12 protein-coding genes and 1 tRNA gene are annotated in these 14857 nt (G+C 43.5%); all 13 read right to left on the minus strand.

The annotated features are described in order from the left end of the window. Window positions 1-181 precede the first annotated feature (181 nt). A complete protein-coding gene (locus tag O3605_RS07325) occupies window positions 182-1120 on the minus strand; it encodes an alpha/beta fold hydrolase (RefSeq protein WP_371585721.1) in 939 nt (312 codons plus the stop codon). Between the two features lie 84 nt (window positions 1121-1204). Beyond that, window positions 1205-2086 carry a class II fructose-bisphosphate aldolase gene (locus tag O3605_RS07330; RefSeq protein ID WP_003004573.1) on the minus strand — a complete coding sequence of 294 codons (882 nt, stop codon included), beginning with the start codon at window positions 2084-2086 and terminating at the stop codon, window positions 1205-1207. Between the two features lie 344 nt (window positions 2087-2430). Next, on the minus strand, window positions 2431-2883 hold the full coding sequence (locus tag O3605_RS07335; protein ID WP_061591291.1) for a hypothetical protein: 453 nt from the start codon (window positions 2881-2883) through the stop codon (window positions 2431-2433). 80 nt (window positions 2884-2963) lie between these two features. Continuing rightward, window positions 2964-3049, minus strand: a tRNA-Leu gene (locus O3605_RS07340). A gap of 340 nt (window positions 3050-3389) precedes the next feature. Next, window positions 3390-5003 carry a CTP synthase gene (gene pyrG / locus O3605_RS07345; RefSeq protein WP_371585724.1) on the minus strand — a complete coding sequence of 538 codons (1614 nt, stop codon included), beginning with the start codon at window positions 5001-5003 and terminating at the stop codon, window positions 3390-3392. A 173-nt stretch (window positions 5004-5176) separates the two neighbouring features. Then, window positions 5177-5872, minus strand: coding sequence for a B3/B4 domain-containing protein (locus tag O3605_RS07350; RefSeq protein WP_061591292.1), 696 nt, complete (start codon window positions 5870-5872; stop codon window positions 5177-5179). 385 nt (window positions 5873-6257) lie between these two features. After that, window positions 6258-6842, minus strand: a complete 585-nt coding sequence (rpoE, locus tag O3605_RS07355; protein ID WP_003010182.1) for a DNA-directed RNA polymerase subunit delta — start codon at window positions 6840-6842, stop codon at window positions 6258-6260. Window positions 6843-7067: 225 nt separating this feature from the next. Beyond that, window positions 7068-8351 (minus strand): trigger factor, encoded by a 1284-nt coding sequence (gene tig, locus O3605_RS07360; RefSeq protein WP_003004508.1) that lies wholly within the window; start codon window positions 8349-8351, stop codon window positions 7068-7070. A 128-nt stretch (window positions 8352-8479) separates the two neighbouring features. Then, window positions 8480-9043, minus strand: coding sequence for a TIGR01440 family protein (locus tag O3605_RS07365; protein ID WP_061591447.1), 564 nt, complete (start codon window positions 9041-9043; stop codon window positions 8480-8482). 3 nt (window positions 9044-9046) lie between these two features. After that, window positions 9047-9517, minus strand: a complete 471-nt coding sequence (locus O3605_RS07370; protein ID WP_003017988.1) for an ECF transporter S component — start codon at window positions 9515-9517, stop codon at window positions 9047-9049. Continuing rightward, complete coding sequence (locus O3605_RS07375) at window positions 9507-10268, minus strand: bifunctional hydroxymethylpyrimidine kinase/phosphomethylpyrimidine kinase (RefSeq protein WP_061591446.1); 762 nt, start codon at window positions 10266-10268, stop codon at window positions 9507-9509. Before O3605_RS07375 ends, O3605_RS07370 begins: the two co-directional genes overlap by 11 nt. Further along, complete coding sequence (gene truA, locus O3605_RS07380; protein WP_061591445.1) at window positions 10261-11007, minus strand: tRNA pseudouridine(38-40) synthase TruA; 747 nt, start codon at window positions 11005-11007, stop codon at window positions 10261-10263. The genes O3605_RS07375 and truA overlap by 8 nt, the downstream gene beginning before the upstream one ends. A gap of 289 nt (window positions 11008-11296) precedes the next feature. Then, the gene (locus O3605_RS07385; RefSeq protein WP_371585729.1) at window positions 11297-14836 is read right to left on the minus strand and encodes a family 20 glycosylhydrolase; all 3540 of its coding nucleotides are present in this window, start codon (window positions 14834-14836) and stop codon (window positions 11297-11299) included. Between the last annotated feature and the right edge of the window lie 21 nt (window positions 14837-14857).

Consider the following 14857-nt stretch of genomic DNA (forward strand, 5'->3'; position numbering starts at 1 on the left):
AAAATGAAACTTTTAATCAAAAATTCTGTTAAATAGTTTCCTTAAGACACCAAAAAACCTGCCCTTAGGGGCAGGCTTATTGTTAAGAAAAAGAATTTTTTTAATCGAGAAAAATAACGATTCTACTGTTAATCCTTCAGCATTTAATTATTATCATCAGTCTCAATGGATTTTTAAGCCCTCAATTATTCTCTAAAAATTCTTTAATACGAGAAACAATAGCATCGCTTTGATAATGATAGAGGTCGTGAGGCGCATCCATATAGTCGACTTGAACATTAGACTGGTCGCTTGCAAATCTCTCTGCATAACGTTGCCACTCTGATTGGCTAAAGGTCGTGCCTTCACCGTTAGAAACCAGGAGTAAGGCTGGAATTTTCGGATTAATGCTAGATGGAACTTTCTTGGCATTTTCCTTTGCCAAACGGGATTCATGAAGCATGGCTTGTGACATCAACTGCTTATATGCTAGTAATTTATATTGTTGTCGTTCAGTTTCAGTCAGAATTGGATTTTTTATATAAAAGGACTCAGGGAAATAGCGTAATAAGCCAATCTTACTGCTCCAATAAGCCACAGTAAGCAAGGCCTGATTATCCTTTAAATCTTCATAGCTCGCTGGTAAGGCCCAATCCAGGCCAATCAAAGCCTTCACTTCATTTGGATATTTCTCTTGCCAAGCAAGACTCTCTAAACTAGCCATTGAATGCGAAATAATCACATAAGGACCTGAAACATGAGCTTGCGCCAAAGCTTGACGGGTCTCAGAAAGGACCTCCATCACATCTCTTGAACGATCACTATCTTCGCTAAAACCATATCCGGCTCGCTCCACGACAACAACTTTGTATTTTTTGGATAGGGAATCTGATAGATTCTTAAAGTCTAAAATAGGAGAGGCGATACCAGCACCTGAAAGAAAAACGATTGTTTCAGGTCCTTCTCCTTTCACAGAGACATTCATTCGATGTCCATTGACTGTAACTTGTTTACCAATGGGTGTGAGAAGCTTACTTTCATTTCGTAAACTGAATTGATGAAAAACAAATGTAGCACCTAAAAAGAGCAGGAGAAAGCCACAAACGATCCAGCTCCACAGTTTGAATTTTTTCATAGCCATATTGTACAAAAATTAAATCCCGGAAGCAACCTTTCCCATACAAAAAAACAAGATCCACATGGGACCTTGCTTTCCTGTTTTTAATTAAGCTTTGCCTTCTGAACCGAATACGTCGATACGTTCTTCAACAGCTGCAGTAATTGCTTCGAAACCTGGTTTCAAGAATTTACGTGGGTCGAAGAGTTTCTTCTTGTCGTATTCTGCTTCGTTTGCATCGTATTCACGTACGAATTGACGAGTAGCATTTGCAAATGCGATTTGGCATTCAGTGTTCACGTTAACTTTTGCAACACCAAGTTTGATAGCTGCTTGGATTTGATCATCAGGGATACCTGATCCACCGTGCAATACGATTGGGAATCCTGGAACAGCTTCAGTCAATTTTTGCAAGTGGTCAAGGTGAAGACCTTTCCAGTTTGCTGGGTAAGGACCGTGGATGTTACCAATACCTGCAGCCAAGAAGTCGATTCCTGTAGCAACCATTGCTTTAGCGTCTTCGATTGGTGCCAATTCACCGTCACCGATGATACCGTCTTCTTCACCACCGATAGTACCAACTTCAGCTTCTACTGAGATACCTTTAGCATGAGCTTTTTCAACGACATCTTTCGCCAATTTAAGGTTTTCTTCAACTGGAAGGTGTGAACCGTCAAACATGATTGAAGTGTAACCAGCTTCGATACATTCAAGAGCATCGTCGTAGTGACCATGGTCAAGGTGAATAGCAACTGGTACAGTAATACCCATTGATTCTACAAGGTTTTCAATAAGGGCTTTACATACTTTGTAACCACCCATGTATTTAGCAGCACCCATAGAAGTTTGGATAAGTACTGGAGCTTTCTTAGCTTCTGCTGCACGCAAGATAGCTTGAGTCCACTCAAGGTTGTTTGTGTTAAATCCACCAACTGCATAACCATTGTCACGAGCTGCTTGGACAAATTTTTCTGCTGAAACGATTGCCATTTGTTATAGGCCTCCTATAAATTTTTGTGGGGTTAATCCCACTTACATTGTTTATTTTATCACTTTTTAGATGAAATTGCTAGCTTTTCCTGTAGCTTTAAGCGATTTCTTCCGATAAATAGGACGGAATCTCCTACCTCCTAAGACTCTCATCCTAGCAAATAAGGAAAAGAGAGTGGGACAAAAGTCCTAGCCTCTCAATTATTTTTGGATTGTCGAGCAAGACGCAGTGGTTGAGTGGGCTCTACTACGCTGATTTCATCAGCTTTTACAGCCCTACTCAACTGTGCGGAGGTGGGACGTCGAAATCGAATTCTAACGAATTACCGATTTCTGTCCCACTCTCAATTCTCTTCTTTAAAATTTTTTAGTGAAAGGAGAAAGGCGATCCCGCAAATCACATGGAGTACTGCTACAACCCATTGAGAATAGAAATAAGCAGCAAATAACTGACTGTCGGTAAATATTTTTCCAAGAAGTCCGTTTAGCACTCCCTCAAGAAAGGGAATATTCTCACACACTGCAAGGATTGACGCAAGAAAGAGTATACTGCCTGCTATCAGAAAAAGATGAAGAATCCATTTTTTGATTCTTTTTTCATCTCTGAGCAGATACTGAGACGCCATCGCAATTAGAAAAATGAAAACATTCCATATGTTTAAGGCGATAAAGTATCTAAAGGTATATTTGTATGCGCCCATCCCCATCGCTAAAATCAGGATAGGACCGAAAAAATTAATGGCACTTCCCAATAGTGCAAAGAGACCATCGACCAAAACCAGATACTTCTTCTTCATGTTCTCACCTCATCTCACACCTATTCTACCACAAAGAGATTTGAAAACAAAAAAAGATAGCCGAAGCTATCTTGATCTGATGCGGAGAGAGGGACTTGAACCCTCACGACCTAAAGCGGTCACAGGATCCTTAGTCCTGCGCGTCTGCCAATTCCGCCATCCCCGCGATTGAGTACCTTACTAGTATATCAATCAACGACTTTTTTGTCAAGATTTTTTTCAAACTTTTTTCAGAGTTTGTCATTTTTTCACAAAAGGGAGTGGGAAAGAACTCCGACTAATTAAAAAGTTGAAAAGGTTCCCCAAACCTTTTCAATCTTCCCACCCCCGCATAGCTTCAACAGTCTGGGAGACTGTTGAAGGTTGCGGATAAAGGAAACTTTGTTTCCCTCATTAGGTCATCTTTGGAGCTTGAAAAGCGAACAAAGATGCCAATCAACCACTGCGTCATGTAGTTATTACTATTATAGTCCAAAGGCTGGACACTTATTGCCCAGCCTTGATTTTTATTTACTATCGTGGTTTTCAACTGCCGCTGTGATAAAGGCTGTGTAAAGTCCTTCTGGTCGGTTTGGACGACTTGACAATTCTGGGTGGTATTGGCAAGCAACAAAGAATTTGTTTTCTGGGATTTCAACGATTTCGACCAAACGGTTGTCTGGTGAAACGCCTGAGAAGACAAATCCTGCTTCTTCGAACTGTTCACGGAAAGCATTGTTAAACTCATAACGGTGACGGTGGCGACGTTGCACCACTTCTTGATTGTCATAGGCAGCAGCTGCTTTTGATCCTCGTTTGAGTTTAGATGGGTAAAGACCGAGACGGAGCGTTCCTCCCATGTCTTCCACATCGATTTGGTCTCGCATGATATCGATAATTGGATACTTGGTTTCTGGATCCAATTCGGATGAATTGGCCCCTTCCAAGCCTAAAACGTGACGGGCAAATTCGATACAGGTTAACTGCATACCCAAGCAGACACCCAACATTGGGACGTCCTGTTCACGCGCATACTTGATGGCTTGAATTTTTCCTTCTGTTCCCCGTTGACCAAAACCACCTGGGACGATGATTCCATCCGCATCTCCAAGGAGTTCTGCCACGTTATCAGCAGTCACATCATTGGCATTGACCCAATTAATCTTGACTTCTGCATCGTTGGCGTACCCTGAGTGCTTCAAGGTCTCAACGACAGAAATGTAGGCATCTTGCAATTCTACGTATTTTCCAACCAAGGAAATCTTGACCTGCTTCTTGAGGTTCATGACCTTGTCGACCATCGCAGACCATTCTGTCATATCTGCTGCAGGAACATCCAATTTCAAATGGTCACAAACGATTTGGTCCATATTTTGTGCTTGCAAGTTCAATGGGATTTGGTACAAGTGCTCCACATCAAGTGACTCGATGACAGCTTCTGGTGCAACATCACAGAATTGAGCCAACTTGTTCTTAATTCCTTGACCAGCTGGCTTTTCTGTACGGATGACCAACATATTTGGTTGAATCCCAAGACCACGAAGTTCTTTCACAGAGTGTTGCGTCGGCTTGGTTTTCATTTCTCCCGCAGCTTTCAAGTAAGGAAGAAGGGTGGTGTGGATATACATAACATTTTCAGCACCGACATCTGCCTTCATTTGACGAAGAGCTTCAAGGAATGGAAGGGACTCAATATCTCCAACTGTTCCTCCGACTTCTGTGATGATGACATCTGAATCCGTCGTCGTCGCTGCTCGTTTGATCTTTTCTTTCAAGGCATCTGTAATATGAGGAATAACCTGTACAGTCGCGCCCAAGTATTCTCCGCGACGTTCCTTGCGAAGGACTTCGCTATAAATTTTCCCTGTCGTCACATTTGAGTACTTATTCAGATTGATATCAATGAAGCGTTCATAGTGACCAAGGTCCAAGTCTGTCTCTGCGCCATCGTCTGTGACAAATACTTCCCCGTGTTGGTATGGGCTCATCGTCCCTGGGTCAATATTGATATAAGGGTCAAATTTTTGGATCGTCACTTTCAATCCACGATTTTTGAGCAAGCGACCAAGACTTGCTGCGACAATCCCTTTTCCGATGGATGATACAACACCACCCGTGACAAAAATATATTTTGTTGACATGTGCTTTCCTCTTCTTCTAATGTTGTAGAGGCCATTCCTCTTTGCAGAAAAAACAAAAATAGCCCCCTAATCCTTAGGGAGCTCCGACCTCAAAATGAGGTGCCCGAACAATATCTTACCGCAAATGATCTACTTTGTCAAATTGAAAATTTCATGAAAATGATGTTCGCTATTTACACGACCTTTTCCACTCCATTTTGTGTGGCGAGAAATTTCTCAAATTGAAGCTGAGGCATGCAAAGAGCAAGGTCCTTGTGGATTCGTTCTAGCGCTTCTAAACGAATCTCGACTGACGTCTCGGTATTTCCTTGGATGACAAATAGGGCGTTTTGCGTAGTTTCCTCAAATTTGTAATGGTCACTATCGCGTACATCCAACCAAGCCAGAACTCCTTTTTGATCCCGGTAGACAGGATCTGTCGGTGCGACATGTTTTTCACTAGAAAGGATAGGGAGAAAGAGATCGTCTCTTTGACTCACTGTAAATTCAATCGGTCCCTCAATCTTATCTAGGTCATGTCCTCCGATCGCGAGAAAAGACTTCAGAGATTCGACATTATAGATATCGATGATGCTATTGATCTGAGGAAGAGCTCCTCGATGCTGGATATTTCGGATGAGAGCTAGGACCGTTGGGGGATTTTTCTTGATGCTACGCCCTACTTTTTGCAAGAGGTCTGTATACCCTTTGATGACAGGAGATGCCACTACTTCTTCTGTCTGACACTGAAGCGCCCATTGTTCAAGCTCTTTCTTCTTTTCAAGAAAAGAAGGGGGCAAAACTGCTTGAGGATCCACATTTCTAGCAATTCCGACCACAACTGTATCAATACCAAGAGCTACTAAACTTTGATCTAAACGAAAGTCCATCTGGAACACCTCCTACTTGGGAATCCTTACACGTTTATCATACGCCATTTCGCCACTTTTTTCAATGCAAAAAAAGAAACAAGGAACAAGTTGTTTTTTTCAGAAGATAGATAAACTATTTTTATTGACATATAAGTCAATAAATTACTTGCAAACCATCCTCTACTTTTAAAAAATCAAAGGATATTCTGAAACTTTCCGCCGTGAGAAAAGTGCCTGAAACGTTTTTGTTTCAGGCACTCGGGAGTTTTGAAAGCTTAGGTTCAAAACTAAGTCATGGAACTTCGTAGAAGTTCGCTGACGTCCGTACTCATCTAAGGAAAGTTTCTGGGAAAACTTCGTCTTCAATAAAAAAACAAGGAACAATTTCCTTGTTTCGTATGAATTATTCTTCTTCCTCGTCTTCAGAATCCTCTTCTTCGTCGTCTTCTTCGCTTAATTCAACTTCCTCACCCAAATCATCTGGTACGATTTCATTGATTTCAGCATCGTAAGCTTCGACTTCACTCTTTTCATCATCTGGATTTTCTTCATCATATGAAAGAGCTGGATCTGCTTCGTAAACTTCTTCGTCTTCTGGATCGTCGTCGTTGTAGTCGATCGCATCTTCGTCTCCATCCATGAAGGCATTGACACGTTTTTTCTTCCGTTTCTTAGGAGTTTCATCTTCGTCTGTTTCTTCAAGAGCGATGATTTCTTCGTCAACTTCATCGATGGCATACCATGAACGAAGACCCCATTTGTTATCTCCAAGTGGGATAAAGCTTCCATCTACATTCAATTCTGTATAGAACAATGGAAGAGCTTCACGGATCTCGCTGTTTGATTTTTCAAGGTAATTTTGAATTTCATTTACAAGATCGCTAAAGTACATTTCATGGTCACGTCCGCGTAATTCCAAAATCGCACGCGCCACTTCAATCATAGAAAGTTCACTTTTTTCTTGTCCAGCAAATACTTCTAATTCCAAGGGTAAATCTCCTTATGTTTCATTTCCTAAATGGAGAAGGATCCGGTCTTAAACCTCATCCTATCCTCAATGATAGATTGAAAACTTCTCGTCACTAAATCTATCACGCATTTTATCGTTACACTCTATTGTACGATAAATTTCCCCTTTCGTCAAAGGAAAATTCCAGGATTCTCCATGAAATCAAAAAAAGAAGAGCCTCACGGCTCTTCTTTTTTATCTCAATTATTTTACTTTTGCTGTGCTTGTGATCACGTTCACTGCTTTCTTCACTGTGATGTCATGTTTCAACATTTCTGGTGAAAGAAGGTTGCGAACTTGTTCAACTGGCATGTTGTAATCTGCTGCCAATTGTTCGATTTCAGCGTTGATTTCTTCTTCAGTTGCTTCGAAACCTTCTGCTTTGGCTACTGCTTCAACCACAAGGTTTGTCTTCGTACGGCTTTCAGCTTCTGCTTCGTATTGTTTGTGAAGATCTTCTTGAGTTGTTCCAGTGATTTGGAAGTACATTTCAGGTGAGATTCCTTGACGTTGCATGTTTCCAAGGAACTCGTTGATTGAACGGTGTACTTCTTCGTGGATCATTTCTTCTGGAAGGTCAACGATTTCAGCGTTTTCAACGGCAAGATCGATTGCTGCTGCTTCTACTGCATCGTTGTATGCTTCTTCTTTAGCTGCTGCCAATTCTTTGCGGTATTTTTCTTTCAATTCGTCAAGAGTTTCAACTTCTTCGTCGATGTCTTTTGCCAATTCATCGTCAAGAGCTGGTACTTCTTTTGCTTTTACTTCGTGGATAGTTGTCACGAATTTCGCTTCTTTACCTGCAAGGTCAGCTGCTTGGTAGTCTTCTGGGAATGTTACGATCACATCAACTGTTTCACCAGCAGAGTGTCCAACCAATTGGTCTTCGAAACCTGGGATGAATTGACCTGAACCAAGTCCAAGTGAGAAGTTATCACCTTTACCACCGTCGAATTCAACACCGTCGATAGAACCTACGAAGTCGATCACAACTGTGTCACCTTCTGCTGCAGCACCTTCTTTAACAACCAATTCAGCCAAGTTGTTGCGTTCGCGTTCGATACGAGCATCCACATCAGCGTCTGTTACTTCTTTAGAAACTTCTACTGATACTTCAAGGTCTTTGTAAGCACCCAATTTTACTTCAGGTTTTGTTACAACAGCTGCTGTCAATGTCCAGTCTTGACCTTTTTCCATAGATACAACATCGAAAGTTGGTTGTGCTACAACTTCGATTCCAGCTTCTTTAACAGCTGCTTCATATGCTGCTGGAAGAAGATCGTTCAAAGCATCTTGGTAAAGAGCTTCTTCACCAAAACGTTGGTTGAAGATTGGACGTGGAATATGACCTTTACGGAATCCAGGTACGTTCAAAGTTTTCTTAACTGACTCAAACACACGGTCCAAAGCAGGTTTGATTTGCTCTTGGCTGATTGTGAAAGTCAATACACCGTGGTTAGTTTCTTTGTTTTCAAATGATACAGACATTCTGTCTCTCCTTAAAATAATATAGTCATTCCTTATAATTTTACCACAAAACTTTGAAATTGCAAGTTTTAAAACGTTTTTGCCTCTCTTTTCATCCAAAAAAACTAGCCCTTAAAAGCTAGTTCTGATTATGATTTTCGGATGGGATCATCGAGGTAAAGAGCACGGGCGCCACCGATCAATTTTGGCCGACTGGCGAGGGCCGTGACATGGGCTCCACCTAGTTCACGCAAGATAGGGCGAATTGGAACTTGCACGTGTTTGACGTGCATACCCACCGAGGTATCTCCGATGTCTAACCCTGCTTGAGCTGTGATGAATTCCACTTCCACAGGATCCTTAAAATACTTGAAAGCTGCGAGTTGTCCGGCCCCTCCTGCATGGAGACTCGGAAGGACATTGACGATTTCTAACTCCTTTTTATCTGCCAATTCTCTTTCGACCACCAAGGCGCGATTGAGATGCTCACATCCTTGCACTGCCAGATAAATCCCTCTTGGATTCAACTCATCTAGCAAGATCTGGACAATAGCTTCGGCAATATCGATGTTGGAGGCTTTTCCAATTTGCCCTCCTGCAACTTCACTTGAAGACATCCCGAGGACTAGAATCTGTCCTTGGCGGAGACGGCTTTTTTCCAAGACATCTACCAGGATTTCTTTTGTATCCTTCTTCAGTTGCTCCAGATCCATGAATTAGCTTCCTTTCTTTTGAAATGCATAATAGACCACATAGCCTAAAGCCATTCCAACAAAATTCTGAGCGAGGTTATTCGGAATGTCCGAGATAGCAGCTCCCCAACCATTGCCTAAAAAGAGGGCAGAAGCTAGTGCGTAACCGCCTACCATCACGACTGTCGCAAGGAGCAAGCCTAAGTAACGAGCTTTGCCCTTGAAGCCAGCGAAATAGCCTTGTCCCCCGTGAAAGAGGAGGCTAAAGAACATCCACTGAGGATAGCCTGAAATCAGATCGAGTAGGAAGGCTCCGACACCACCTACAATAGCACCCTCCTTGCGCCCAAAATAGAAGGCTGTGAAATAGGCACCAAGATCTAGCAGGGTGACGATCCCTGTAGGAGTTGGAAGTTTTGTATAGTAGCCAAGTACAACTGTCAAGGCTGTCAAAATGGAAAGGCGGGCAATGAGTTGAGTTCGATTAGATGTCATATTGTACTACTCCATACTGGTCTGAATGTTGAATCGCTTGGAAAACAAAGTCTTTAGAGGCTTTAACAGCTTCAAGTGGAGATTTCCCTTGCACCAACTGGCTGGAAATGCTAGACGCAAAGGTACAACCAGCTCCTGTATTGTTCTTTTCTAAGACCGGCTCTTCAATGATGGTGAAGTCTGTCCCATCATAAAAGACATCGATGGCCTTTTCTTTATTGAGACGATTGCCTCCTTTGACCACGACATTCGCTGCTCCTAATTCGTGGAGCTTGCGCGCTGCTGCCTTCATATCGTCGAGCGATTGAATCTTGCTTTGGGTCAAGATCTCAGCTTCTGGCAAGTTCGGCGTGATGATCGTCACATAAGGGAAGAACTTAATCAATTCGTCTCGAAGAGCTGAAACTTCTACATCATGGCTTTCCTTGCAGACCAAGACAGGATCTAGTACCACAGGGATCTCCGCATGGGCTTTTACATAGTCCAAGGCCAAGTCTGCCACTTCAACATTTGGCAAAAGACCGAGTTTAATAGCAGAGAAAGGAACATCCTTGAGAGAGTTGAGCTGCTGCGCAAAGGTCGTCGGATCCACCGGAATCACTTCAAAACCGTGCTCCGTCATAGCGGTCAAACAAGTCACCGCTACAAAACCATGCTGTTTGTTGGTCGTATAGGTTGCAAGGTCTGCGTGAAGACCTCCCCCACTAAAAATATCATTTCCTGAAATAGCTAGAATCAATTCATTACTCATAACGGATCTCCTTTAAATATAAGCCATTTGGCGCTGCTGTAGGACCTGCTAGATTGCGGTCCTTCTTTTCTAAAATTAGATCGATCTGCTCGATCGGCATCCGATCATTTCCAATCTTCAACAAAGTTCCCACCATATTGCGGATTTGCTTGTAGAGAAAACCATTGCCCGAAAAGGTAAAGACAAGGCGATGATGCTCTGCATCCTCGACCAAGCGAGCCTCTGTAATCGTACGAACCTTGTCTTCCACACTGGTTCCCGAAGCTGTAAAGCCGGTGAAATCATGGGTTCCCTCCAACTTTTGGATGGCTGCTTGCATCTTTTCCACATCCAAAGAATAAGGATAGTGGGTGGCATAGTGGCGCATCATGGGGTTCTTGGGACGACCATAATCCACGATGAATTCATAGGTCTTGCTGTGCTTCTTGTAGCGTGAGTGAAAGTCATCTGCTACTTGCTCTACTCGGATGAAATCAATATCCTCTGGGGTTTGGGTATCGAGGGCAAAGCGAAGCTTTTCCTCGTCCCGCGCTTGAGGGAGATCAAAATGAATCACCTGCCCAAGAGCATGGACACCGGAATCCGTTCGCCCCGCTCCATGGATGGTCACAGGATTTCCTTGATTGAGACGCGTCAAGGTCTTCTCGATTTCCTCTTGCACACTACGGGCATGCGGTTGGCGTTGAAACCCTGCAAACAAGGTCCCGTCATATGAAATGGTTGCTTTGTATCGTGTCATGGTTTTATTTTAGCAAGATATAGAAGGGGTTACAAGAGTGAAAAAACCAAACTGTCCGGGTACAGTTTTGCAAGCACAAAAAGAGGCTGGGACAAAAGTCCTAGCCTCTCAATTATTTTTGGATTGTCGAGCAAGACGCAGTGGTTGAGTGGGCTCTACTACGCTGATTTCATCAGCTTTTACAGCCCTACTCAACTGTGCGGAGGTGGGACGACGAAATCGAATTCTAACGAATGACCGATTTCTGTCCCACTCTCCTAACTTCGACCTGTTACAAGTCAACTAGGTCTCAGTCTCTTTTTTTATTTTTCAAGTCCATTCCTGCTGCTCCTAAGATCGCTCCTAGTAAAGCGAGTCCAAGTGCAGATTCCACTCCTGTTTCTGGAAGTTGCTTGTTAGAAGATACTGTTTCTGAACGAACCTCTTTTTCCACAGCTGCTGGAATTGTCGTTGGGATATTTACTGGTGCTACTGGTTGATCCTTCGCGATCACTTGAGGCGTTGAAGGATCTGGAACCACTTTGTTTACAAGCACATCTGACTTCACTGGTGCTTCTACTGAAGGGCTTGTTGGGATCACGACTTCTTTGGTACCGACTTCAACAATTTCTGCAACAGGCTCTGTGGCAACTTCTGTAGCGATCACTTTTCGACTTTGATCAAGTGCCGAAACCTCTACATACTCAAGACCTTGCCCTTTAACCCCAGCCTGGATTACTCTGCGTTCTCCTTTAGCGAGATCTGGATTGGTCCGTTCCACAAGGTCAAAATCAAGTTCTTTTTCTACGATTTCAAGACTTGGTTTGTCTTCCACTAGGGCTTTGACGTCATTTTCAGCCAAGCTACCCACTTGTGTAATTGGCTTGAGCCCTGCAAGGGCTTGGGTCAGAGCAGCCACTTCTTGATCCACCTGATCTTGATGAGCACGACTCACATTCCAATTCAAGCTATCTAAGACTCTCGCAAGGGCTGCGCGAGATTCTGGTGTGTATATGTCTAGATCTGTTGGCACCGTAGCAACTGCTTTTCTAAGAGCAGTGAAGTCCGCCTTGAAATAGTCCTTGTTGTGGTTGGCAAAAGCTTCCATGAGATCAAAGACATTTTTTTCGATGTATTCTTCACTTGGGGTATCACACCAAACAGCTACCATGCTACCGACCATCGGCAAAGATGTTTCTGGATATGTTGTACTTGGGAGTTGTCTAAATGGGGTAGCAGCTGCATTGGCAATCGCTTTTTCAATATAACCACCACCCGTTTCAGGTGTTCTTCCCAAAACATAGTACCAGTCTCCGTTGGTATTGAGGAATTTATACCCCTTATCTGCCAAATACTGTGGAGATGCGAGGTTATAGCCCCACCATCCTTTAGACCAGTAGGAAATCAAGACGTCCTTGTCAAAGGCAACATCATCTTCATCTCCATAATAGAAGCCATCGTTAAAGGCCATTGGCTGCAAGCCTTTTTCACGCGCCATAGCTGCAAGACTATTGGAATACTCCGCAAATTTACCATAGAGGTCATACCACTTGAGGTAGTACCAGCCTTGCGCACTGGTAGCGTCATTGGCATATTCATCTGTTCCGTAGTTAAAGATCTTAGACTTGTCTTTGAAGTAGTCCATATACTTGCCAATCAAGGCTTTGGTAAAGTTGACTGCTGCTTCATTGGTCAAATCCATGGTTGTTTTTGAAACCGTATCAAAGCTTGCTTGTGGATTTTCAATGCCCAATTTTTCCATAGCCACCAACAAAGCATCCATGTGGCCAGGACTATTGACTGCAGCAATCAAGCCGATTCCTTTAGCAGTCGCATAAGCATGGAGTTCATCCATTTCTGCTTGGGTCAAAGCTTGACCATTTGGATCATCGTAATAGGCCTTGGTGCCTTCTAAAATGGCCTTTTTCACATCGTCACTGGCATAGGTTTTGCCATTGGCTTCCACCGTCATATCATCGAGTACGAAGCGCATACCATCGTTTCCGACAAGGAGGTGCAAGTCAGAATAACCCAGCTCACTGGCCTTATCTACGATCCGTTTCAACTGATCCAGTGAGAAGTATTTGCGGCCTGCATCGATCGAGATGACCTTCTTCATGGCGAGTTTTTCCGCTGCTTCTTTTGCTGCAACTTCTTTCGCGTAGCTTTCCGTATACACCAAAGCATCTTGAGCTGCTTTAAGATTGTCGATCAAGGTTTTGGCCTCTGCTCGAGTCGTGTCTGTTCCTGCCCCTTCTAATGCTTTTTTAGCTGCCGCAAAGGCTACTAGAGATTCCGGTGTATAGTGATCCAAATCAGTTGGAGCTTCTGAAAGAGCTTTTTCGACAACTTCAGGATCTGCTACAAAGTAGTCCGCATTCTTGTCCGCGAAGGCATGCATGAGCTTAAAGAGAAGGTCTTTTTTGTAGGTTGCGGATGGCGTATCTGCCCAGGCAGCTACCATGCCACCGATAAAGGGCACCTTAGCCCCATCATTTTTTTGAACCACATCAATCGCTGACTTGGAAATTCCTTCGAGACCTTGATCCAGGTTGTACCAACCAGATCCAGCCTTGTCCCGTCCAAGCACATAATACCAGGCATCATTGGTATTAAGAATCTGATGACCTAGTTCAGACAAGAGTTTTGAAGAAGCGACATCATAGCCGTTCCAGCCACCTGTCCAGTAGGACACAATGATATCCTTGTCAAAAGTGCCATAGGAAGTATCGCCATTGTAGTAGATTCCGTCATTAAAGGCCATTGGTTTCATCTTGTGTTTTTTCACAATGGCTGCTAGATCATTGGCGTATTGGATGAATTTTTCATAGCCTTTTTCTGGATAGCCTTCACCTGGCCAATGCTTGCTAGCTTGGAGAACCTGCCAACCATGGGCATCTGTAGCATCATTGGCATATTCGTCCAAGCCGATGTTAAAGATGTCTGTCTTGCCACTGAAATAAGCCGCATACTTGTCTACCAAAGCTTTGGTAAAGTCTAAGGCTTTTTGGTTGTCCAAATCAACTGTCCGAGCTGATTTTTTAGTGCCAAAGTAATTAAAGTGAGGATTTTCGATCCCCAATTGTTCCATGGCTGTCAGAATCGCATCCATGTGACCTGGACTATTAATGGTTGGGATGACACCTACTTTCTTCGATTTGGCGTAGGCCAAAATATCATCCATTTGAGCCTGGGTCAAAGCTGTCCCGTTCGGATCATCGTAATAAGCTTTCGTTCCTTTTTCAACCGCATCCGTCACGGCTTGGCTAGAATAAGAAGTATCTCCCACTTTCAAAGACATATCATCCAACACAAAGCGCAAGCCGTCATTTCCGACTAGAAGATGCAAGTCTGTATAGCCAGTTTTACTTGCTTCATCAATGATTTCCTTGATTTGGTCTGGTGAGAAGTACTTGCGACCGGCATCGATCGATACAATCTTTTTCTTGGCTAATTTTTCTTCTTGGGCAGGATCTTTAGCAGGCGTTTCCGTCGCTGCTGTCGCTGGTTGAGCTGCCATATCCGACTCTGCGACAGAGCTTGCTTCTTCGCGAATCAAACGGTCAAGATCTGATACCCGCAATTCTCGATCAGGCAGTGTCGGTTGACTTTGATCGACGATTGGGGCAGGAGCCGTTGGTTTTTCTACTGTTGGCTGAGAAGCTTCCTCATTGGGGGAGAGCGTCGCCTTGCCTTCGCTTGGCTGAGTTGGAACTGTCGTTGCAGGACTTTCAGTAGTCGTCGGCGTATCTGCAGCTACAACATGAGCACCAGCAAAAAATCCTATGAGCACCGAAGCCGCCCCTACTGCGTACTTGCGAATCGCATAACGTGGTTGATGTGATTTCATCAGGACCTCCTAAATTGTCTT

Source organism: Streptococcus sp. 27098_8_99 (assembly GCF_041431935.1).
Taxonomy (GTDB): domain Bacteria; phylum Bacillota; class Bacilli; order Lactobacillales; family Streptococcaceae; genus Streptococcus; species Streptococcus parasanguinis_D.